This window comes from Nocardia sp. NPDC047038 (genome assembly GCF_040644075.1).
In the GTDB taxonomy this organism is placed as follows: Bacteria; Actinomycetota; Actinomycetes; order Mycobacteriales; family Mycobacteriaceae; genus Nocardia; species Nocardia sichangensis.
The window spans coordinates 123155-145516 of the sequence record NZ_JBEYVQ010000006.1 but is presented as its reverse complement, the minus strand read 5'-3'; the positions used below and the strand labels follow the sequence as shown (position 1 = coordinate 145516).

Annotated in this window: 21 protein-coding genes; 12 read left to right on the top strand and 9 right to left on the bottom strand. The window is 67.5% G+C overall.

Going from position 1 to position 22362, the window contains the following annotated elements; genetic code table 11:
* The first annotated feature begins 599 nt into the window (after positions 1 to 599).
* Positions 600 to 1502, top strand: coding sequence for a hypothetical protein (locus ABZ824_RS21895; RefSeq protein ID WP_356965035.1), 903 nt, complete (start codon positions 600 to 602; stop codon positions 1500 to 1502).
* Here ABZ824_RS21895 and ABZ824_RS21890 read toward each other — a convergent pair.
* Positions 1480 to 1827, bottom strand: coding sequence for a hypothetical protein (locus ABZ824_RS21890; protein ID WP_356965033.1), 348 nt, complete (start codon positions 1825 to 1827; stop codon positions 1480 to 1482). The genes ABZ824_RS21895 and ABZ824_RS21890 overlap by 23 nt on opposite strands.
* Positions 1828 to 3020: 1193 nt before the next feature.
* Between ABZ824_RS21890 and ABZ824_RS21885 the strand changes: the two genes are divergently transcribed.
* Entirely contained in the window at positions 3021 to 3548 is a 528-nt protein-coding gene (locus ABZ824_RS21885) for a CAP family protein (RefSeq protein WP_356965031.1), read from the top strand.
* Positions 3549 to 3703: 155 nt separating this feature from the next.
* Here ABZ824_RS21885 and ABZ824_RS21880 read toward each other — a convergent pair whose 3' ends face one another.
* Together ABZ824_RS21880 and ABZ824_RS21875 are read right to left on the bottom strand one after the other, a co-directional pair.
* Complete coding sequence (locus ABZ824_RS21880; RefSeq protein WP_356965030.1) at positions 3704 to 4126, bottom strand: hypothetical protein; 423 nt, start codon at positions 4124 to 4126, stop codon at positions 3704 to 3706.
* A gap of 951 nt (positions 4127 to 5077) precedes the next feature.
* Complete coding sequence (locus ABZ824_RS21875) at positions 5078 to 5509, bottom strand: MarR family transcriptional regulator (RefSeq protein ID WP_356965029.1); 432 nt, start codon at positions 5507 to 5509, stop codon at positions 5078 to 5080.
* On the opposite strand from ABZ824_RS21875, the gene ABZ824_RS21870 reads away from it, so the two are divergent.
* Positions 5424 to 6026, top strand: a complete 603-nt coding sequence (locus ABZ824_RS21870; protein WP_356965027.1) for a heme-binding protein — start codon at positions 5424 to 5426, stop codon at positions 6024 to 6026. The genes ABZ824_RS21875 and ABZ824_RS21870 overlap by 86 nt on opposite strands.
* 818 nt (positions 6027 to 6844) lie before the next feature.
* On the opposite strand, the gene ABZ824_RS21865 is transcribed toward ABZ824_RS21870, so the two are convergent.
* Positions 6845 to 8209 carry a flavin monoamine oxidase family protein gene (locus ABZ824_RS21865; protein ID WP_356965026.1) on the bottom strand — a complete coding sequence of 455 codons (1365 nt, stop codon included), beginning with the start codon at positions 8207 to 8209 and terminating at the stop codon, positions 6845 to 6847.
* A 61-nt stretch (positions 8210 to 8270) separates the two neighbouring features.
* Between ABZ824_RS21865 and ABZ824_RS21860 the strand changes: the two genes are divergently transcribed.
* Positions 8271 to 8870, top strand: coding sequence for a TetR/AcrR family transcriptional regulator (locus tag ABZ824_RS21860; protein WP_356965025.1), 600 nt, complete (start codon positions 8271 to 8273; stop codon positions 8868 to 8870).
* A gap of 204 nt (positions 8871 to 9074) precedes the next feature.
* Here the strand turns inward: ABZ824_RS21860 and ABZ824_RS21855 are convergent, their stop codons facing one another.
* Together ABZ824_RS21855 and ABZ824_RS21850 are read right to left on the bottom strand one after the other, a co-directional pair.
* Entirely contained in the window at positions 9075 to 9890 is an 816-nt protein-coding gene (locus ABZ824_RS21855; protein ID WP_356965024.1) for a class I SAM-dependent methyltransferase, read from the bottom strand.
* Between the two features lie 10 nt (positions 9891 to 9900).
* Complete coding sequence (locus ABZ824_RS21850) at positions 9901 to 10566, bottom strand: class I SAM-dependent methyltransferase (protein WP_356965023.1); 666 nt, start codon at positions 10564 to 10566, stop codon at positions 9901 to 9903.
* Between the two features lie 101 nt (positions 10567 to 10667).
* On the opposite strand from ABZ824_RS21850, the gene ABZ824_RS21845 reads away from it, so the two are divergent.
* The 4 genes from ABZ824_RS21845 (at position 10668) to ABZ824_RS21830 (ending at position 16749) form a co-directional block, all read left to right on the top strand.
* A complete protein-coding gene (locus ABZ824_RS21845; RefSeq protein ID WP_356965022.1) occupies positions 10668 to 11510 on the top strand; it encodes a methyltransferase domain-containing protein in 843 nt (280 codons plus the stop codon).
* A gap of 281 nt (positions 11511 to 11791) precedes the next feature.
* Positions 11792 to 14890 (top strand): BTAD domain-containing putative transcriptional regulator, encoded by a 3099-nt coding sequence (locus tag ABZ824_RS21840; protein WP_356965021.1) that lies wholly within the window; start codon positions 11792 to 11794, stop codon positions 14888 to 14890.
* A gap of 45 nt (positions 14891 to 14935) precedes the next feature.
* Entirely contained in the window at positions 14936 to 16150 is a 1215-nt protein-coding gene (locus tag ABZ824_RS21835) for an FAD-dependent monooxygenase (protein ID WP_356965020.1), read from the top strand.
* Positions 16151 to 16218: 68 nt separating this feature from the next.
* A complete protein-coding gene (locus ABZ824_RS21830) occupies positions 16219 to 16749 on the top strand; it encodes a VOC family protein (RefSeq protein WP_356965019.1) in 531 nt (176 codons plus the stop codon).
* A gap of 26 nt (positions 16750 to 16775) precedes the next feature.
* On the opposite strand, the gene ABZ824_RS21825 is transcribed toward ABZ824_RS21830, so the two are convergent.
* Entirely contained in the window at positions 16776 to 17309 is a 534-nt protein-coding gene (locus tag ABZ824_RS21825) for a DUF3145 domain-containing protein (RefSeq protein ID WP_356965018.1), read from the bottom strand.
* A gap of 95 nt (positions 17310 to 17404) precedes the next feature.
* Positions 17405 to 18238 carry a serine hydrolase domain-containing protein gene (locus tag ABZ824_RS21820; protein WP_356965017.1) on the bottom strand — a complete coding sequence of 278 codons (834 nt, stop codon included), beginning with the start codon at positions 18236 to 18238 and terminating at the stop codon, positions 17405 to 17407.
* A 42-nt stretch (positions 18239 to 18280) separates the two neighbouring features.
* On the opposite strand from ABZ824_RS21820, the gene ABZ824_RS21815 reads away from it, so the two are divergent.
* The 4 genes from ABZ824_RS21815 (at position 18281) to ABZ824_RS21800 (ending at position 21036) form a co-directional block, all read left to right on the top strand.
* Positions 18281 to 19474 (top strand): serine hydrolase domain-containing protein, encoded by a 1194-nt coding sequence (locus ABZ824_RS21815; protein WP_356965015.1) that lies wholly within the window; start codon positions 18281 to 18283, stop codon positions 19472 to 19474.
* An 82-nt stretch (positions 19475 to 19556) separates the two neighbouring features.
* Positions 19557 to 19835, top strand: a complete 279-nt coding sequence (locus ABZ824_RS21810; RefSeq protein ID WP_356965014.1) for a helix-turn-helix transcriptional regulator — start codon at positions 19557 to 19559, stop codon at positions 19833 to 19835.
* Positions 19832 to 20368 carry a hypothetical protein gene (locus ABZ824_RS21805; protein WP_356965013.1) on the top strand — a complete coding sequence of 179 codons (537 nt, stop codon included), beginning with the start codon at positions 19832 to 19834 and terminating at the stop codon, positions 20366 to 20368. The genes ABZ824_RS21810 and ABZ824_RS21805 overlap by 4 nt, the downstream gene beginning before the upstream one ends.
* A complete protein-coding gene (locus ABZ824_RS21800; protein ID WP_356965012.1) occupies positions 20368 to 21036 on the top strand; it encodes a GPP34 family phosphoprotein in 669 nt (222 codons plus the stop codon). The genes ABZ824_RS21805 and ABZ824_RS21800 overlap by 1 nt, the downstream gene beginning before the upstream one ends.
* A gap of 65 nt (positions 21037 to 21101) precedes the next feature.
* Here ABZ824_RS21800 and ABZ824_RS21795 read toward each other — a convergent pair whose 3' ends face one another.
* Positions 21102 to 22232 (bottom strand): NDMA-dependent alcohol dehydrogenase, encoded by a 1131-nt coding sequence (locus tag ABZ824_RS21795; RefSeq protein ID WP_355072708.1) that lies wholly within the window; start codon positions 22230 to 22232, stop codon positions 21102 to 21104.
* Between the last annotated feature and the right edge of the window lie 130 nt (positions 22233 to 22362).

Here is a 22362-nt window from a genome sequence, read left to right as displayed (position 1 = left end):
ACTCGAGATCTCGCAGAGGCGCGTGGTCGGAAACGCACCCGGGATGCCGCATACGCGAGGGCGGCTGCGCAATCGAAAGCCGCAGCGCGGCTCCAGGAACTCGCCGCCGAGCCGGAGGCCGCGCTCGGGCGCGGTACAGCACCGGGATGTGCTCGCTGGATTCGTGGAAGAGGCGTGCAGCCGTAACGGCCTCGATCCGGAGCTCGTGCCAGCCCAGATCCGAGCAGCAACAGGTCCTACCGCCCTCAGCTGAGTGGATACGCCGGCCTCCGGTGGGGCCACGGTTGCGGCGGTGCGCGGCCTGGTTCCTCGCGGGTGTTGTTCGATGGCGGATGCTCTGGTCTCGGTCGCGCTGTATCTCTGACTATCTACGAAAGATGCACGTCACCCAGCGTTTTAGTCATTCGACAGCGACAGCCCGGACCAATTGTCCATACTAAGGGTGCGAGAGTTTGTTGAAGTTCACAGCGTGACAACGCGAAGTTGCGGCGGTCAGCCCTTGGTCGCCGTCATCGACCTGGGTTGTCGCCTATTGACGATCCTGGTGTCGGTGGGCGCGTGATTTCGCATCGTTAGAGCCCTACAACCGAGGGGTCCCAATGCCTTCAATCAATTCTGCTTCTGCTCAGCGTGAGGTGGAAATCCAGCTCGGAGAATGCGTGACAGCGGATCAACGGCCTTTCGTCGAACAGTCGATTGCCGCAATGATCGAGCGGCATTCCGAACGCATGACGCGACAGCGAACGGAAAACCGTGAGCATGCGGAGTTGATGCGGGCAATCCACGCGCCGCTGCTGGAAATCATCGAGCAAGACCAGGATGCGTCCGCAGCGCTGAGCGTCCTTCGGGCGAAGGGCCAACTGGACTCCGGAGGCGACGGCGTAGGGCGCCTGCCAGTCCGAGACTCCTCGCGTCCTGGACTGCTCGAGTTACGCGGGCTCGAAATCATCGGCGTTCCCTACCACTACGACTGGAATTGGCATGACGGTGATGGAGAACTTCGCCCCAACATGAAGGCCGACCGTATAGCTGGTACCGCAAAAGTTGCCTCGCATGTCATCGGTTCGGGGACGTGGGTGACTGGACATGCCGGAATCGGTGTCGCGATGACAACCGACCAGCCTATTGCCGCCGCTGCGGCGCGCCCAGCTCGGACGACGTGGGACAGATATCGCGCGTCAGGAGCCCCGATCGGAGGTATTGCGATAAGTGAGCTCGGGACCGAAGTCACCGTCTTTGAGGACGGTAAGCTCATCGCTTCCGGTACCGACAAGCGTTGGCGTGCAAGAGCCAGCAACGGCGAGCTAAAACAGCACAATACAGATGGATTTGGCATCAACGACTTGATCGAGGTCAAGTGGATAATGCAGCCAGATCACATCTACACACTTAATGTCGGCGCTTGGACGTATTGCGAGTATCACGACGGGGTCGTCGGTCAAAGCCAAGCCCATGCCGAAGTCGACGCGAGGTTCCTGTTTATCGGCCTCGATCGGAGCTGACAAGCACACAGCACAGCCTGTCGGCGTGTTCGTGGCTGTATCCGAGGGGGAGGGCGAGGGTGTGGAGGAGGTCGGCGCTGCGGCGTTCGTCGTGGGCGTGGGGGTTGTCGCTGCGGCGGCCGTTCCCGTACACGGCATCCGACCCCATGTCCGCGCAGATGGCGTCGAGGATGTCGCTGGTGGAGGCGTCGACGGCTGTCAGTTGCCGCACCAGCGTCTCGATCGCGGCGACCGCGCCGCCGACGTGGTGGTAGGTGGCCAGCGTCCGGTATTCGGCGCGTTCGAGGTCGCCGACGATGAGGCCGGCCCGGCAGCGATTCACCACAGCTCGCCTGCATTCAAGCTGCGGTAGACGGACCCGATTTCCTCTTCCGCACCTGCGCCCCTCTGGGTGGACTGCCTCCCGGCGAGGGCGGGGTGCTGGGACAGAGCCCCGCCTCGCAGCCATCGGCTGCGCAGCTTTCCCGGTCATAGCGCGCTTGGGGCTCGTGCTGGGTGCTCCTCCGGTATGGCTTGGAGCTACTCGATCACGACGGCGGCGGCCGTCACGGGTGGCCGCCAGTCCATCGCCGTAGGCGACGCGACGCAGGAGCGCCCTTGATGGTCGTTGTCGTCGTGATAGCCCCAGACAAGGCCATACCGGAGGAGCACCCAGCACACCGCGCGCCGGACCGCGCGACCGCCAGGTCGCGGAACCACCCACGAATCGCGCCGCACGCCTGCGCCACCATGCAGCTGCACGAGCCGCGCTCCGCGCACCCACCGAACACGCGCTACGCGACCCGACACACGCACAGTCGCGTGCAGTAGACCGCAGCCGGTGCAGACGACGCCACCACCGTCACCGTCTCCCAAAGCAACCCACTCGCGTTCCGGTGCCCACCCAACGCAACCACTTCTCTTTCTCTCAACCACCACCCCAAGCCACCTGTTTTGATCTTTTGATTTCTGATTGCTCCCCCACCCTCTCCCAGTCCGACATCTCGTTGAACACGCAGTGGGCGATGAGATGTCGAACCGGGAGGGGGTGGGGAGTGAGCAGAAATCCCGCCCTTTGCCCAGTTCACGGGAGGGATGGGTGGTGGTTGAGAGCTTTTGTGCTGAGGTTTTCGCGCCTTCGACCACCACGACCGGAACCAAGATCGACTGCCGGATCGGCCGGATCCACGGCAAGACAAAACCCTTCCTCGGCCGGATAGCGTGAGTCGGCTCGGTGGTTGTTCAGGGCGCTCCTGCGTCGCGTCGCCCACGGCGATGGCCTGACGGCCACCCTTGAGCAACCACCGCTCCGGACTCGTTGTGCCTGCGGAGGAAGGGCCAGAGGAAAGGTCAGGGGATGGACAGCCGAGTTGTAGACCGGCTGTAGACACGGGTCCGGAAACCACCCACGAGAAGAATCACGCTCACAGCGAGACCCCCGGTAGGCTCACCTGATCCCGAAACCCTCACCGCCTGTGCAGGTTTCAGGGTGTGCGTGATTCGCTTCTGCTCGGTCCTACTCTGCCTCAGGAGGTCGTCGTGCGTGTCGGACGGTTGGTATCGGTTGTTGCCGCGGTGATGCTCGCCGCGCTCGTCACCGGCGGCGGCCCCGCCGCCGGACAGACCGATTACGCGCAGACCGGGCTCACCCTGCACAACCAGTACCGGGCCAAGCACGGTTCCCCGGCCATGACCTTGACCCAGAACCTGAACAACCTGGCCGACCAATGCGCGAAGTACTACGCCCAAAAACGCACGATCGATCACAGCTGCCCGTACAAGAACGGGGCCGGGGAGAACCTCGTCGGAGGGGAGGGCAGCTGGGACGCTGCCCCCTTTGTCCAGATGGGCACGAAGATGTGGTACGACGAGGTCAAGAACTACGACTTCAACAACCCCGGGTTCAGCATGTCAACGGGCCATTTCACGCAGTTGGTGTGGAAGGCCAGCACCCGACTCGGTATCGGGTACGCCTCGGAGAACGGCTGGACTGCCGCCGTCGCTCTCTACAACCCACCCGGCAACGTGGAGGGACAGTACCCCCATAACGTGGCACGCCCGCGCTGAGCCGGGCCGGCCCACGGCAATCCCACTCGGCCACAGCGCGACTGCTCTGGTGGATGTTCCCAGACCCCTGTAGACACGAAGAAGCCCGGCCGAATCTCGGCCGGGCTTCTGTCGGTTGGTCGGGTTACTCGGCGGGTGGGATGTAGGCGACCAGCTCATAGACACGGCCGTAGCCACCGCCCTCGGACGGGCCGACGTAGACCAGCTGATCGAGCCGCGACCACCGATCGCGAATCCACCGACGCGCGAGCACGGCGCACGCCCGCGGCGATCGCGCGCTGCACATCGCGATCCAGCGTGATCGAGCGCAAGCCCTCGTCGTCAGAGTCGACGCGCTCGTCGGTCTCGAGGATCAGCGCGGTGTCGATGACGGGATCCCCGGCCTGGGCGACCATCGGCTTGCGGTTGACCCAGTACAGCGGCTGTCCCTTGCTGTTGTGGCGGTGGCGCCGCACGACGGCGACGATCTCGCCGGACACCGTCGTGTTGGGTTCGACGTCGCGGCCGAACGGGATGCGGGCGCCTTGGCTCATCAGCTCGGCGTTGATCTGGTCCAGCTCGGTCAGTGCGTTCGTCATGGTGAATTCCCTTCAGGAATCGAATGGATGGATTTGAGAAGTGGAGGAGAAGAGAGGATCGAAAGCGTGTTCGATTACCCGCGCGTGGTGTACCGGCTCAGCGACGGCCGGATCGTCGAACCCGGCCGCCTCTACCGGCTGCGCAACGGAAAGTGGGCCGAGCCGCGGCCTCGCAGCTGCCCGCAGTGCAGGCACCAGTTCGGCCCGAGACAGATGCCGGTGGGAGGCCTGCGGCCTACACCGCCTCCACTGGTACATCCGGTGTGGTCACGTCGACTACGCACCGCCAGTCGGTGCGGACTGCGAGCACCCGACGACGCGGTCGACCTGATCGGGGTCAGCTGGCGAGATCCAGGAGGTAGACGGGCGGTTCCTCGACTTCAGCGGCGCCGCAATAGCAGGTTCCGGCGCAGTCGGTGCACGTCGAGCACCCCAGGCACCACGCCGACAGGTGATGGCCGCACTCGGCGTTCCATTCCGCATCGAGGGTGACTGGGGTGCGGGATGAGCGGACCGCCCTGATCGTATGAGCGAAACTGCATAACTCGAATGGTCACCCCGGGCACCGACACGAATTGAGCGACAGAGGCTGGGCTCCCCCTATTCCCCTACGCGTTAGCACACTCCCATTGCACCATGACTCAACGCCCAAAAATCCGCTGCATGCACCCTCCTGCGACCATCCCTTCCGTCCGGCCTTCCAGGGGACGGCACGTGGGTCCAGTTGAACGGAAACTGGCGTTAGCTGGGCTGGTGCCCGAAACACCTTGCTGTGGAGAATCATTCGTGTTGATTGCCATCCCCGAGTGACCACCTCGTTGCCAATCATGGGACAACTGTCGCGAGCCCAGAAGTAGAACCCGGTTCCCGCGCTGCTCGCTGACCGACAGGCACTGTCCGGACGCGCGGAACGCGGCTACGGGAGTGCGTTGGCGCGCCCTCGATGACGATCTACTCGAGAACGCGGACGAGTAGCGCTGCGAGATGGTCCCTCTCGGTAGCCGATAAGGCGCTGAGAAGATCGCGTTGAACGCCCGAGAGTGTCGTGTCCAGTTCCGTCAATCGTTGTCGGCCAGAGCGCGTCAAGGCGATCAGATTGCGGCGTCGATCGTTGGGGTCCGAGGTGCGCGCGACGTGCCCCTGCTCTATCAATTCCTTGAGCATGGTGTGCATATCGCTCTGGTCGATTCCGCACCGTTGGCCGATCCGCGCCTGGCTGTCGGGGCCGAATTCGTCCAGCGTGGCGAGGATCGCGAAGTGATAGGCACGGCCGCCGGATGCGGCCATCGCTTCGCCGATGAGCCGATGCGCCCGCACGGCCGCCTTGCTGATCAGCCAGGTCGGTTTGCTGCGCAGGCGCGTGGGCGTTTCCTCCAGCTCCATGCACGAAAGTCTAGTCAAACTCTTGGTCCGCCCCATGAATATGGTTATCCTTGGGTCACCCAAGCTTGGTTGGTCCAAGAGATTTGAAGGTGGAGCGATGTCACTCACTTCGGAACAAGCGCGAGCGGTCAGCGCCTGCGTACGCGAGCATGCCGCAGGGCTCGGTGCCCGAATCACGGTCGCCATCGTTGACGGCGGTGGACACGTGCTGGTTGTCGATCGGATGGACGGCGCGCCGCCGTTGTCGGCTCGAATCGCCCCGGCGAAAGCATCCAGTGTTGCGCTGTTCCACCGCGACGGCGGTGAGTTGGTGCGATTGCAGCAGGCATGGCCCGCACTGTTCGCACAGCTGGATCAGGTTGCGGGCACACCCATCATCGCGGGTGCAGGTTCTCGACTGATCCGACGTGGCGATGTCGTGGTCGGTGCGATTGCGGTCAGTGGGAGCGCACCTGAACACGACGACGCCTGCGCTGAGATTGGGCTGGTTTCGGCCCGGTCGGCCGTGTCGGACTGAGTCTCATTCGGGCGTTTGCCCACTTCTGCGAAATCTGGCGCTAAGCAGTTACCGCACATAGTGTCGTCTATGTGCGGTACTCCTGAACCGTCCTGGCGCGATGCACCCTGTACGCGAGGACGACTCGGGAAACTATCTGCGGTAGCGGTGGGAGGCCGATGCGATGGGTTAGGTTCGGCAACTTCCGAGCGCGGTCGGCGGAGTCCGCCTTGGCGATGCAGTACAGGCACTGCGGCGCCCGGCACCGCGATGCCGACACCGCCCGAGCAGTCCCGGAAACGCGACCGCGGCATCTCACGGTGAGTGATCGCAGACCGATAGCTACTTTCGACGCTGCGAAGTTGCTGCCGGGCTGGCTATTCCAGCGCGCAGGACTGATCCGCCTGCTGTAGAGCTGCGGTAGACCAACACGACCGACCGTGATCATCGGCGGACCCGCTGCACTTCGGTGTGCCGCGCAAAGTGGCCTCCCCCGCGCCGAGAGTCCGGCTCGACCCGGCGCGGGGGCTGAAAAGCACGCTAAGCGTGCGTAGTTCGCCGTCGATACAAAAGTGCGCGCGAGTGCGCAATTGGTTGCATTTCCCCGATTCAGGCTGTGACTATAGACACGCGCCCACGCTGTTCACGGAGACGCCGCCCGCGCGCTGATCGACAGGCACGAACAGGCCGGAGGCAGCGATACGCAGCGGACACGAAATAGCCTCTGAACTGGACATGATGGGCGGGCCCGGACACCCCGGATGTTTCGGCGCGGTTTTACACACCAGCGGTCGGGGTTCGATCCCTCTGCGCCCACCACCAAAGTTGTTGTCGAACCGCTACACCCCACTGCGGCCGAGCGCGGGAGCGATTTCGCGGGCGGCGCGGTGGCCGGATTCGGCGGCTCCGTCCATGTAGCCGGCCCACCGGGTAGCGGTTTCGGTGCCTGCCCAGTGCAGCGGGCCGATGGGTGTGCGCAGGGCCGGACCGAAGCGGGTGAGGGTGCCGGGCGTGGTGAACGCGCCGTAGCAGCCGCGGCTGAATTCCTCTTCGGCCCAGTCACGTTCGATGTAGGCGATGGGGTTGCGGGCCCTTGGCCCGAAGTAGCCTGCGAGATCGTCGATCACCTGTGCACGACGATCGGTGAGGTCGAGGCGCGCACCTCTGTCGGCGTGCCGTCCCTCGAGGAAGCCGACGAGCACGCCGGGTGAACCGTCGAGCGGAGTGTTGTCGAAGACGGTGCCCAGGGGCCGATGGTCGCTGTTGGCTTGCCCGCTCAGACCCGCTTCGCGCCAGAAGGGCTCGTCGTAGGCGACATTGACTTTGATGACCCGGCCCATCGGCATGCGCTGCACGAGTTGGTCACGATCGCCGGGCAGGCCGGGGGTGAAGCGGATGCGCGCCGCCAGTGGCGGCGGAACCGCGATCACGGCTCGACGAGCGCGAACGGTCGTGCCGCCCGCGACGACCCGGACACCCGAGACGTCCCACTCGACATCGGTCACCACGGTTTCCAGGACGACACGGTCACCGAGTTCCTGGGCCAGCGCCAACGCGATGGTCTGCGAACCGCCGACAACGCGGTCCTGCTGCGCACCGCCCGCGGTATTGATCAACGCGTCCAGCCCACCGGCGGCGCCGACGTAGTAGGCGGCCCACAATGCCGACATATCCTCCGGCTCCGCGGAGAACACCGCCTCGGTGATCAGCTGCAAGAACGACCGACCCGCGGAGGTGTGGGCGGTCCGCCGCAGCCAGGTGGCGAAGGTTTGCGCGTCCAGCACCCCAGCCCGGTCGGCGAGCCACGGCTCCGCCGCCGCGACCCGGCGCGCCACCCGGTCGAGCCTCCACTGGATCTGCGCTACATCGGCCAGTGCCAGCGGGTTCAGCTTGGGAATCCGGCCGGTGTATACCGAGCGGGCCGTGCCGAGTTCGGCGATATGACGGCCCGCGGTGTACGTGGGGAAGGTCTTCAGGCCGAGTTCATCGATCAGCGCGAGCACGTGCTGCTGGCCGGGCCCGACCCATTGACCACCCACCTCGATGGGCGCACCACCGGGGAGCTCACCGTTCAGCAGCCGCCCGCCGACCCGGTCGCGCGCCTCCAGCACGAGCACCTCCGCACCACTTCGCGCCAGGTCGCGGGCGGCTACCAGACCCGCTATCCCGGCTCCGACAACGACGACGTCCACTGATTCGCCCATTACGACCCACCTTCATACAGTACGCATCTCACATACATACTGTATGTGATATCCATACCGCATGGAGTCGTTTCGCGAGAAGTACGCGGAGAACACCCGCCAGGCGCTGCTGGAGACCGCGGGGCGGCTGTTCGCCGAACGCGAGTACGCGGATCTGTCGGCGGAAGAGCTGGTTCGCGCCACCGGCCTTACTCGCGGCGCGCTGTATCACCACTTCGACGGCAAGAAGGGGCTGTTCGAGGCGATCGTCGACGATCTGGAGACTCGAGCGGCGCAACGCATCCGCACCGCGATCGACTCGGCCTCGGACCCGTTCGACCGGGTCGACCGCGGTGTACGGGAGTTTCTCGACGTCTGCGCCCAACCCGACTACCGGCACATCGTGCTCCTCCAGGGACCGATCGGCCTCGGCTGGCAGCGCTGGCGCGAACTCGACCAACGCCATCTCGGCGGCCTGGTCGTCGAGGCGGTGCAGAATCTGCTCGATGCGGCGCTCATCCGTCCCTACCCCGCCGCATTACTGGCGAGTGCCTTCTATGGGGCCCTGACCGAACTGTCGCTGACCATCGCCGAGACCGATGATCGGCAACGCGCTCACGAGCAGGCGGCAAGCCTTGTGCACGATCTCCTCGCAGGGTTGGCGATCGGCGCGACTTCCTGACACTACGAACCCGCCGGGGAAGGCGGAGCGATGTGGCACGAACACCCGGCCGCGGTCCGCCCGACGAAATCATCGGTACGGGGTCACCGGCATGCCGCACGGGTTGGGCAGCCCGTTTCTCGATCCGTTGACCGGGCTATCCGGTCGGTCCACCGATATGCCGACGCCGTCACGTGGCGGTGCGCGAGTTCCAATCCCCGTCGCTCAGGAGCGGCGCGCGGTGACCAGGAGGTACTCCCACTCCATGCGCCCGTCGCTCAGGTCATGTCGGGCAGCGAGTTCCGTGAGTTCCCGGTCCAACTGTGCGACGCGGTCGGGCTCGGCGGCGATGGCTTTGTACACCGCGACCGCCGGGCCGTAATAGGACTTGAAGAAGTCGCGGAACTCGGCGCCGTCGGCGAAGCGGTCGATGACCGCGTTTTCGCGCCGCAGCTCCAGATCGGTGACGCGATCGCCCAACAGCGACCGCACGTGCGTCTCGTCGCCCCACAGCGGGGGCGGCTGGGCGCCGGGCGGGGGTGGCGGCGCGAACGGTTTCATCGTGGCGAACATCTGCCCGATGAATCCGGTCGGCGTCCAGTTGATCAGCCCGATCGTGCCGCCCGGCCTGGTCACGCGGAGCATTTCGTCCGCCGCCGCTTGGTGGAACGGCGCGAACATGACACCGACGCAGGAGATCACGGCATCGAAGTCGGCATCCGCGTAGGGCAATGCCTCGGCATCGGCTTGCTGCCACCGCAGCTCGACACCCCTTTCCGCGGCGAGACGCCGACCCGCCTCGAACAGTTCGGGCGTGAGGTCGCTCGCCACGACCTCCGCACCGGTCTCGGCCGCCGGAATCGCGGCGTTGCCGGACCCTGCCGCGATATCCAACACGTGCTGACCAGCGCCGATACGGCAGGCCTCGACCAGACGCCTGCCCAATCCAGAGATGACCTCGGTGGCGACGGACGGATAGTCGCCCAGTGCCCACATCGCGCGATGCCGCCGCTTCAGCTCAGCGGAGCCGGACTCGGTCATCTGACGCTCCCTAGGTGTTTTTGGTAGCCACACCCAAGATCAGCGGTCGAATGATCGGGGGCTCTCCCCGCCACGACGCTTCCTGTACGTCTTCGAGCTTCAGTTCGGACCCCTGGATGAGCTCGAGTGTGGCACGGTTGCAATGGCAGCCCTCCGCGAACCGGCGCCACGGGCCGGCGAGGCGGTCCTGCCACTGGGCGAGTCGCGGCGACTCCGAACGCACATGCTCGATGAACAGCAGCTGGCCGCCAGGGCGCAACACACGCCCGATCTCGCGCAATACGGGTTCGGGGTGGTCGACAGTGCACAGCACGAGCGTCGAGACGACCGTATCCACGGTTTCGTCCTCGAACGGCAGTTGTTCCGCCGATGCGTCGAGCACACGTGCCCGTCGTCCACTGCGACGCAGCTTCCGCGCCAGCCGCGTACGCATCGCGGCTTCCGGTTCGGTCAAGATCAGTTCTTCGAGGTCGTCAGGGTAGTACCCCATGTTGAGACCGGTACCGCTGCCCAGCTCGACAGTTCGCCCCCTCGCACGGCTGAGCAGATCTCGTCGGCGAGCGCCCATGCCCGCCCTCTCGCCCATCCACAGCAGAGGGTCGTACAGCGCCGCGAAAACCCGGGCCCACGGATCCGAGCCCTTCACCGCTGCCCCCGACACGGCGCCACTGCTCACAAACTCGACGGTACGCCGGGTGGGCAGCATCGCCAATGCCCAGCCTGCGATCGGTCGTCCGCACACTGCGGGGAGCGGCGGTGCGGGGTTACTGTCGGACCATGTCGAGCGATCCCTCGCCGCCTATCCCGTCGTTCCAGGTGAACGCGATCCCTGACTCTTCCCACACCACCGACGACGACCCGATGGCCACGCTGGTCGGCATGCTCGACCTGCAAGCGGCGCTGCCCGGTATCCGGCGCATGCGTGCGTGGGGGCACGAGGTCTTGGCCGTCGAGCCGGGCGAGCGGGTACTGGACATAGGTTCCGGTACCGGCACCGAGGTGATCGAGTTGTCCGAGCGAGTCGGCCCCGATGGCGACGCGGTGGGAGCCGACCCGAATCCCGCGATGCTCGCTATAGCCCGTGGGCGAGCCGAGACGGCGGACTCTCGGGCCCGCTTCGTCGAAGCCACCGCCTATCAGCTGCCGTTCTCCGACGGCTATTTCGACGCGGTGCGTTGCGAGCGGGTCTACCAGCACCTCGACGACCCGGCGGCCGCGACCGCCGAGATCGCCCGCGTCCTGCGACAGGGCGGCCGTGTGCTGCTCATCGACACCGATTGGCACACCGTGATCGCGCATCCCGGCGACCCCGGTGTGCTCGCCCGCCTGTCGAAGGCGATGCTCACCACCACCCCCAACCCCGCGTCGGGCCGGCGCTTGCGCGGCCTGCTCACAGCCGCCGGTTTCACCATCGATGACATGGGTTCGGAGGCGGTGATCTGGAATCCGGACACCGCCCTCCCGCTGTACATGCAAATGATCTCGTCCGCGAGCACCAGCGGTGCCATCACCGAACAGGAAGGGCGCGACCTACTGGCCACCATGGACGCGGGCATCGCCAAAGGCGATTACCACCTGTCGGTGACCATGTTCGCTGTGCTCGCCCACCGAGCGGACTGAACGACCTGGCTCCCACCGCTGCCGAGCACCGGAGTCGATGGCGTGTCGACATACGGTGCGGCTCGCGGTTGCGGGACCGTGAGCGGGACGCGCTGGGTGCTTCGCCGCGGAACGAGGAGTTCCTGAGCGAGCGATGGGACCGATAACGCGGCTGCGGCCATAGCTGGTCTCGAAAGCCGTCGGACCGAACCACAGCGGACGTCCACGACGCAGCGCAGACAAGCCGGTGCTGAGAACCCACCGAAGCGGCAGCCCATCGATCCCAGGCCATACTGACGATCGTGCGGTTCGGGATCCTGGGTCCGGTGGAGGTGCGACGGCCCGATGGGGGTCCGGTCGCGGTGGGTGGGCCGCAGGTGCGGGCGCTGCTGGCGGTGTTGGCGTCGGAGGCCGGGCGGGTCGTCTCCCGCGAGCGGTTGATCGACGATCTGTACGGGGAGGATTCGCCGGGCGACGCCGGGCACGCACTGCAGTCCCAGGTGTCGCGGCTGCGGCGGGCGCTGCGTTCGGCGAGCGCCGACGAGCTGGTGGAGTCCTCGACCGCGGGCTACCGGCTCGCGGTCGACCCGGTCACGGTGGACGCGCACCGGTTCGATCGGCTCGCCGAGGAGGGCCGGATCGCGTTGCGCGACGGGGATCCCGCTTCCGCGGCCGCGCTGCTGGACGAAGCCGCCGGGCTGTGGCGGGGTGCGGCGCTGGCCGACGTCCGCGACGCGCCGTTCGCCGCGACGGCGGTGACCCGCCTCACCGAAGCGTGGCTGACAGCGCGGGAGGATCGGGCGGAGGCCGGTCTGGCGCTGCGCGACCATCGAGCGGTGGTCTCGATGCTGACCGAACTCGTCGCCGCACATCCGCTGCGGGAGCGGGCTCGAGCGCTGCTGATGCGCGGGTTGTCCGGGACCGACCGGCAAGCGGAGGCGCTGGAGCTGTTCGAGCAGGGCCGTCGGCTGCTCGCCGATGAGCTGGGGGCGGATCCTTCGGCCGAGCTGGCCCGGGCCCACCTCGCGATCCTGCGCGGGGACACCGTCGCCGCGGCCTCGTTGCGCCGCCTACCTGCCCAGCTCACCAGTTTCGTCGGCCGCGACGACGAGTTGGCGCGGATCGCGTTGCTGCTGGCGCGGGCCCGCCTGGTCACTTTGACCGGCCCAGGGGGCACCGGCAAGACCCGGCTGGCGTTGGAGGCAGGCTCCCGGGCTCAGGGCGAGGTCTGTTTCGTGGATCTGTCGCCATTGGTGGACGGCGCGCAGATGGCGCAGGAGATCGCGGCGACGCTCGGCGGCCGCGCGACCGCCGGTGAGCACGACGACGCGGAAAACCGGCTCCCCGCGATGCTCGCAGGCCGGTCTCTGCTGATCATTCTCGACAACTGTGAGCATCTAGTGCTCGACGCCGCGCGGCTCGTCCACCGGTTGTTGCGCGAATGCCAGGGCCTTCGGGTGCTGGCGACCAGCAGGGAAGCCCTGCGCATCACCGGCGAGACCGTCCTGTCGATCGGGCAACTGCCGGTCGCGGCCGCCGAAGCGCCGCTGTCCGAGCAGCTCGGCTGCGCGGCGGTCCGCCTGTTCGCCGACCGCGCGGCCGCGGCGCGGCCCGGATTCACCGTCGACGCGGGCACGATCGCGGCCGTGCGGCGCATCTGCGCGCGATTGGACGGCTTGCCGTTGGCTTTGGAACTCGCCGCCGCCCGTCTGCGCAACCTCGAAGTGGACGACATCGACGGACGCCTCTCCGACCGGTTCCGGCTGCTGTCACGAGGAGACCGGACCGCGGAGCCCCGGCATCAGACCTTGCAGGCGGTAGTCGAATGGAGCTGGGATCTGCTGGAACCGGCCGAGCGCCTCATGGCGCGGCGCTTCGCGGTCTTCGCGGGCGGAGCGTCGGCCGCGACAGCCGCTTCGGTCTGCGAACTCGACGATGCCGACGAACTGCTCGACGGCCTGGCCGACAAATCGCTGGTGGAGGTGCACGGCGGCCGCTACCGGATGCTGGAGACCATCCGAGCCTATGGTCTGGCACGTTTGACCGACTCCAGCGAGCGTGAGCGCATGCAGCGTGCCCACGCGGCATTCTTCACCGCCCTGGCCGAACGGGCCGATCCGCGACTGCGCGGCCCGGACCAGCTGGACTGGCTGGCACGACTGAGCGCCGAACACGACAACGTGCAGGTCGCGCTGCGCTGGGCGGTGGCAGCCGATCCGCTACTGGCACAACGGCTCATCGCCGCGCACGCGTGGTGCTGGTGGCTGCGCGGTCATCCGGGCGGTGCCGTCGAGCTCGCGGGCAAGCTGCTGCCCGCACTCGATCCGGCGGCCGACGTCGAGAAATACGGCCTGTGCGCGGCGATCGCGGCGCGAGCGGGAAACGGACTGCCGGTCGCGGTCACCCGCGCGGTGACGGAGCTGTCCGGTGTCGAAAAACCCCTTCAGCGCCCGCATCTGGTGTTCCTGCTGGCGACCGTCGGCGGGTTGCTGGACCTGCCGCCGCAGCGGCAGCGCCTGCTCTTCGGTGCCGACCCGTGGTCGCAGGCGTTCTTCCGGCTTGGCGCGGGACTGCACCTGCTCATGTCCGGTGAGCCGGTGGCGGCCGAACCCGAATTCCACTGCGCCCTGGAAGGTTTCCGCGCCACCCGCGACCGCTGGGCGATCGCCACCAGCCTGGACAAACTCGCCGCCGTCGCCGACTGGCGCGGTGAGCGGACGGTCGCGCTGGACCTGATCGACGAGGCCGTTGCCCTGCAAACCGAGTTGGGCGCGGGTGACGAGGCCGCCGACCTGCTCAACCGGCGTGGCGACCTCCTCGCCCGCCGGGACGCTTGCCACGACGCGGACGGAGCCCGCGCCGCCTACGAGCGTGCCGCCGAATCTGCCCGGGCGGCGGGCGCGACGGACATGTACGCCAACGCGATACGCGGACTCGGCGATCTGCGCCGTGCGGCGGGCGACCTCGTCGGCGCCAGGGAGTACTACGGCACGGCCGTCGCCCTGCCCGACAACGGTTCGTTCGGCATGGCCGAGGCCCGTGCGCGCAGCCTCATCGGACTGGGCTGGGTCTCGCTCGCCGAAGCCGACAGCGAAGCCGGGCGGGCGGCGCACCGCGAGGCCTTCGAGCTGGCCCGTGACCGATCCCGATCGGTGGCCGCGGACGCGGTGGCCGGTCTGGCGGAGGCCGCCGCGGTGATCGGCGATCCGGCGCGGGCCGCGCTGCTGCTCGGCGCCGCCGATTCGCTGCGCGGGATGCCCGCCGCGGGTGACGGTGCGGCGGCCGAGACCGCCGCACGGTGCCGTGCCGAACTCGGCGAACAGAAGTTCCGCGCCGCCTATGACCGCGGCATCGGGCGGTCGATCGAGGAGGTGGCGGCCCTGCTCGGTGAGCGGCGGTGAGCCGATGGTGAGTGCGTGGTGAGCGCCGCGGCCGACGCTGTTCCCATGACAACGACGCGACAGTTCACCAACAAAACCGTTCTCATCTCCGGCGCGAGCGTCGCCGGTCCGGCACTGGCCTACTGGCTGACCCGCCACGGGTTCACCGTCACCGTCGTCGAACAGGCGCCCACCCTGCGCGAGGGCGGCTACAAGGTCGACATTCGGGGCGTGGCCATGGAGGTCATCGATCGGATGGGGCTGCTGCCGGAAGTCCGCGCGGCCTCGACGGCGATGCGTGGCGGCGCGTGGGTCGACGACTCGGGCAAGGCGCTGGCCACGCTGGGGCCGGAGCTGATCGGACTGCGGTCGCCCGGCGACGACGAGGTGCTGCGCGGCGATCTCGCCCATATTCTGTTCGACGCCACCAAGGACGGGGTCGAGTACCTGTTCGGCGACTCGATCACAGGCCTGGCGCAGCACGCCGACGGCGTGACCGTGCGGTTCCGCAACGCCGAGCCGCGAGTGTTCGACCTGGTGCTCGGCGCCGACGGCATCCATTCGACGGTGCGCCGCCTCGCGTTCGGGCCGGAGGAGCGATTCGCCCGGCATACCGGCATGGCGGCCTGCGTGATCTCGGTGCCGAACCATTTGGATCTCGACCATTGGGAATTGGTCCATCCGACTCCGGGGCGAGTGGTGCAGGTGTACAGCACCCGCCGCTCCACGGCCAAAGCCCAATTCATCTTCCAGGCCCCGGAACAACTGCCGGACCGGCGCGACCGCGCCGCGCAGCAGCAGCTGGTGGCCGACGCTTTCGCCGATGCGGGCTGGGAGACACCGAACTTGGTACGCGCCATGCCCGAATCGCCCGACTTCTATTTCGACTCGGTCAGCCAGATCCATCTCGACCAGTGGTCCGCGGGCCGCGTCGCACTCGTCGGCGACGCCGCCTACTGCCCCTCGCCGCTGTCCGGGCAGGGCACGAGCATGGCACTGGTCGGCGCGTATGTCCTCGCGGGTGAGCTGAAAGCGGCCGCAGGCGACCACGACGCCGCCTTCGATCGCTACCAGCGCGCCATGCAGGACTATGTCACCCGGAACCTGACGCTGGGCTGGAACAACGCCACTCAGATGGTGGCGTCCGACCAGCGCGCGATCCGGACCCAGACCACCATGCTGCGCATGCTGCGGCACATGCCGTGGAAGGGCCTGGCACTGCGCCCGATCATCAAGCCGCTCGAGCGCGCGGCCAACGCCATCCGCCTGGCCGACTACTGAACCGCACATTCATCTTGCGCCGTTCCGGCGGAAGCACCCCATCCTTGAAGCACCTGAGGAGCACCAGAATGAGCATCGCATCCGGACCGATCTTCCAGTTGGCGTGGGTCGTCCACGACATCGAGGCGGCGGAACGAGAATTCACCGAACGCTACGGAGTCGACAAATGGGTTCGCATGCCCCGCATGCGTTTCGGCCCGGACTCGTGCAGCTATCGCGGTGCGCCGGCCGACTACACGATCGACAGCTCGCTCGGCTACGCGGGCGGGCAGCAATTGGAATTGATCGCACCGGTCTCGGGGGCGAACCTGTACACCGAAGCGCTCGAGCGGTCCGGCCCCGGCCTGCACCATATCGCTTGGGTGCCAAACGATTTCGATGCCGCACTGGCGGAGGCGCTGGCAGGCGGCGTCGAGATCGTCCAACACTGCGCTGTCGCGGAGATCGGCATGGAGTTCGTCTACCTCGCCGGGGGACCACTCGGCTCGTACGTCGAATTGCTGCGGCTGCCCGCAGACGCGCGCGCATTGTTCGACAGCATGATTCCGGACGGCTACCGGAATCCGTGGTCACACGGCCAGGGCGCTTCCCGCGAATGACACGGCAGTGGCGACAGCTGGAGTCCTCACCCCACGTCCCGGCGCAGCCAGGTGACCTCCGCGCCGGATTCCGCTCCGTAGCGGTAGATTTCGAGGTCCTCGTCCCACGCGGTGCCGAGGGCGCGGTCGATTTCTTCGGCCAGGTCGTAGGCGGAGTACTTGCCGAGTTCCCGGGTGGCCTGCAGCATCGCGCGCAGGCGCATCTCGCCGAGCATGACGTCGCCGTTGGCGCTCGTCGAGCCGTGCCACAGGCCCAGGCCGGGAACGAAACTGTAGCGCTCGCCGTCCACGCCGTCGCTGGGGTCCTCGGTCACCTCGAAGCGCAGAACCGGCCAGGAGCGCAACGATTGGGCGATCTTCGACGCCGTGCCGACGGGGCCGATCCACTCGCTGGTGGCGCGCAGTTGGCCGTCGGCCGGTTGGGCGGTCCAGCGCAGTTTCGCGGGGGCGCCGAGGGCCGAGGTGAGCGCCCACTCGACATGCGGGCACAGCGCGGCAGGCGACGAGTGGATGTAGACCACACCCGCCGTCGCGTCCGCGAACTGACTCGATGCGCGCACCACCAACACCTCCAGCTTCGACGAGGAACGTCTTCCCCAACGATTCGTCGAACTGGCGTTGCCTGAGTGTACTGGAGTGCCCGAAGTTACACGTGTTACTTCGTGACCGTGTTGCGCGCGGCGGTCACCTCCGCGATGACGGCATCGCTCAGCGGTGGCCAGGCCGCGCGCGCCCAGTCGCCGAAATTCTCGTCGCTCAAGGCGAGACACGCCAACCCCGTTCTCGGGTCAACCCATAAAAATGTCCCGGATTGGCCGAAATGTCCATAGGTTTGTGGCGAATTCGTGCCACCGGTCCAGTGCGGCGTCTTGCCGTCCCGGATCTCGAAGCCCAATCCCCAGTCGTTGGGGCGCTGCGAACCGTAGCCGGGCAGGACGCCGTTCATGCCGGGGAACTGGACCGAGGTGGCCTCGGCGTGCGTCTGCGCCGAGATCAACTGCGGGTCCAGCAATTCGGCGGCGAAGCGGGCCAGATCCGCCGCGGTGGACCGCGCCGCGTGCCCGGCCGGACCGGCAAGCACCGAAGCGGTCATGCCCAGCGGCTCGAACACGGCGTCGCGCAGGTACTCGTCGAACGCGATCCCGGTCTGGGCGGTGACGAATTCGGCGAGCACCTCGAAACCCGCGCTGGAGTAGATCCGCCGGGTCCCCGGCGCGGCTTGGACGTCGGTGGTGTCGAACGCGAGGCCGGACGTGTGCGCCAGCAGATGACGCACCGTAGCGCCGGGCGGGCCCGCGGGCTGGTCGAGTTCGACCGCGCCCTCCTCCACCGCGACCAGCACCGCGTACGCCACCAAGGGCTTGGTCACCGACGCGAGCGGGAACACCCGCTGCACGTCGCCTTCGCTCGCGGCACCGCCGTCGGCGGTGACCACCGCGGCCGCCGCGTGGCGGACCGGCCATTCCCGGATCTGCTCGAGTGAACGCACCCTGCGAGCCTACGAGAACCGCGTAGCTACCATCGATTCACCATGAGTGAAACGCCCACTGTTCACGGCGACGTCGCGCCCGGTTTCGAGCCGGTCGCCGACGCCTTCCGCCGCAATTTCGAGCGTCACGGCGAAATCGGCGCCGCCGTCGCGGTCTACGCGGGTGAGCGCCCCGTGGTGGACCTGTGGGCCGGGTTCCGCGATCGCAGGCGCACGCTGCCGTGGGAGCGGGACACGATCGTGCCGGTGTTCTCCTCGACCAAGGGCATGGCGGCGTTCACCGTCGCCGCCGCCGTGGCCGGGGGCCTGCTCGACTACGAGGAGCCGGTGGCGAAGTACTGGCCGGAGTTCGCCGCCCACGGCAAGGACGCGGTCACCGTGCGTCAGCTGATCGACCACCAGGCCGGACTGTCCGGCCTCGGCGAGACCGTCCGCCTGTCCCAGATCGCCGACCTGGACGGCCTCGCATCCATTCTCGCCGCGCAGACACCGGCCTGGCGGCCCGGCACCAGGCACGGCTATCACGCGATCACCCTTGGTCTGTACCAGGGCGAGCTGCTGCGCCGCGTCGATCCGGACCACCGCACGCTCGGCCGGGTCTTCGCCGAGGACATCGCCGCTCCGCTCGGCGTGGACTTCTTCATCGGCCTGCCCGCCGAGCAGAGCATGGACCGCATCGCCGCGATGTCGGCCACCCGCGGTCTGGACGTCGTGCGCTACGAGCGCGATCTGCCGCTGCGGATCGGTGCGGAGATCTACGCCAGACGCGGGTTGTCCTACGCCGCGCTGACCAACCCGCGCTGCGGGGCTCCGGCACGGGCGACCCGGCGCGAGTTCCTCGAAGTGGAGTTGCCGGGGTCGAACGGGGTGGGCAACGCCCGCGCGCTGGCCAAGGTCTACGGCGCGGCCGCCGGTCGCACCGGCGCGCTGCCGATCGACGACGCACTGCTCGACCGGCTCGCCGCGGCCGAGACCGCCGACGACGTCCCCGCCGAGGACCTGGTGCTGCACACCAAGAGCCGCTATCACCTCGGCTTCCGCAAATCGCGCGGAACCTTCCGCTTCGGCTCCGACAAGCGCGCCTACGGCACCACGGGACTCGGCGGCTCGTTCGGATTCGCTGATCCGGCAACGGGTCTGGGTTTCGGTTACACGATGAACCGGCTCGGCCTGGCGGTTCTCGACGACGTCCGCAGCCGGAACTTGCGTTCAGCCCTGCTGCGCTGCCGGGTCTGAGCACCGGGTTGCGCACCCGCGTAGCTCAGCGGCCGCCGCGCCATTGTTGACGTACTGTTGGGTTTATGCAACAGTTTGTTGCATGAGTCCCGTGAAGCGTGGGAAAAACCTTCCCATCTACAACCGCATCGGGGTGTTACGTGCCGAGCGGAGAATGAGCCGGGTCCAGCTTGCCGAGGCGATCGAGGTGAATCCGCAGACGGTCGGGGCGCTGGAACGGGGCGACCACTATCCGAGTCTCGATCTGGCGCTGCGGATCTGCGATGTGTTCGGGCTGCCGGTCGAGGCGGTGTTCTCCCGGGAGGAATTCGCGCCGCTGTCCACAGCGGTCTACCGGAACGACGATGGGGATGTTCGATGACACGCCCGAACCTGCTGGAGCGCTACCAGACTCGCCGGACACGCCGGTTCGAGTTGTTCGCCCAACGCTGGGCCCACATGTTGCCGCGGTGGCGAACGCGGCGCCGCCGCCGGCTGCTCGTGGTGGCCCTCGCGACCATATTCCTGGCCCTGGCGGTCGTCGCGGTGCTGGCCGCGTGTGGTCTGGAGCGGGCACCCCTGCTGTGGGCGCCGGCCTGCCTGGTGTTCTTTCCGCTGTGGATCCCGCTCCAGATCGTCTCGGGGCGCCAGGCCGACGCGCCCGTCGGCGTCCTGGACGAATGGGAGATCGAGCAGCGTAACGCGGCTCGCTCGGTGGGGCTCACCCTCACACAGACGCTGGCGATGATTCCAGCGATCTGGCTGATCGTCGTGGGCGGATTCACCGACCTCGACAATATGCAGGCGGCCTACGCGGGCGGGCTGATGCTGCTGACCGCGCTGCTCGTCGGCGGCTGTACCCCGACGATGATCCTGGCCTGGACCCGGCCCGACACGGAACCGGAGAACGAGTGATGAACCTGCTCGCCGAAGACCTGATGCTGCTGCTCCTCGACGAACGCACCGGGCACTCGATGGCCGACAGCACACGTACCCCGAGGGTTCTCGCCGGAGCAGTGCTGCTGGATTTGATAGACGCCGGGGCAATCCGACTGGCCGGGCCGGGCGACGAGGCGAAACCGGGCCGGATCGTGGTGAGCGCGAACCGGAGTGCCGATCCGATACTCGGCGACGCGCTCGCCGGGATCGAGGCCGCAGGTCCGATGAAAGCCCGGGCCGCGATCGAGAAACTCTCCAAGAGGTTGCGGCCGAAGGTGTTGCACCGGCTGGCGGACGAGGGCCTGGTACGCGTCGAACACCACCGGGCGCTGGGCATCTTCCCCCGGACCGCCTGGGTGCCGAGCGGATACCGCAAGGAAATCCAGGACCGGCTGACACCGCCGTTCGTGCACCCCGACGCCCCTGTCGAGCCTCGCGCCGCCGCCTTGATCTCACTGCTGTCGGCCGCCGACGCGGTGCCGAAGGTCTTCCCGGACCGTGACCGCCGAGTGGTGCGTCAGCGCGCCAGGGAGATCGCCGCCGGGGACTGGGCCGCGAAGGCCGCCAGAGAAGCGGTGCAGGCGGTCGACGCGGCGCTCACCGCCGCCATCGTGTTGAGTGCCGCGGCAACGGGCTCCGCGTAGGTCGCAGAGCCGCCGCGGCGGCGGCGAACGCCGCATCCCCAGCGGCCGTCCTGGATGGGCCGGGATTACCAGTCGGCTTCGGTGTACTTGATGATCCCGCGGATGTTCTTGCCGTCCAGCATGTCCTGGTAGCCCTGGTTGATCTCCTCCAGGGAGTAGCTGCGGGTGACCATGTCGTCCAGGTTGAGCTGGCCGGACTTGTACAGCGACAGCAGGCGCGGCGCGTCCTGGCGGGCGTTGCCGCCGCCGAAGATGCAGCCCTTCACCGTCTTCTGCAGCATCGACAGCAGGAAGCTGTTCAGCTTGACGTCGCTCTCGTCCATCCGGCCCATCGAGGTGACCACCAGGGTGCCCGCCTTCGAGGTGAGGATCAGGCCCTCTTCGATGTACTCGCCGTGCATCTCGCCCATGGTCAGGATGACCTTCTCGGCCATCCGGCCCTCGGTGGCCTCCAACAGCGGCATGATCGCGGCGGCCATGCTCTCGTAGGTGTGCGTGGCGCCGAACTTCTGCGCCTGCTCGCGCTTCCACGGATTCGGGTCGATCGCCACCACCTTCGACGCGCCCGACAGCACCGCGCCCTGCAAGGCGCTCATGCCGACGCCGCCGATGCCCGCGATCACCACGGTCTCGCCCGGAGCGACCTGGGCGACGTGGGTGGAGGAGCCGAAACCGGTGGGGACGCCGCAACCGACCAGGCAGGCCACCTCGAACGGAATGCTCGGATCGATCTTCACCACGGAGGTGTGGTGCACCGTCATGTACGGCGCGAAGGTGCCCAGCAGGCACATCGGGATGACGTTCTCGCCGCGGGCCTGGATGCGATAGGTGCCGTCGCTGATCGCCTGCCCCAGCAGGAGACCCGCGCCCAGGTCGCACAGCGCCATGTGTCCTGCCACGCAAGCCGGACAGCGGCCGCAGGCGGGGATGAACGACAGGATCACGTGGTCGCCGACCTGCAGATCGGCCGGGCAGTTCGGGCCGAGCTTGGTGATCACGCCCGCGCCCTCGTGCCCGCCCATGACGGGGAAGGACGGCATCGGGGTCGCGCCGGTCACGATGTGGTGGTCGGAGTGGCACATGCCCGCGGTTTCCATCCGGATCTGCACCTCGCCGGCGACCGGGTCACCGACCTCGATCTCCTCCACCGACCACGGCTGGTCGATCCCCCACAGGATCGCGCCCTTCGTCTTCATTCCTGTCGACCCTCTCGCATGCACGTGCTTATATGTGACTGCACCCACAGTACGAGAAAAATGTAACGCGTTCTAGTACCGCTCGAAAAAATCGTCGGTATAGCGTGACCCAATAGCCGAACGCGTTACA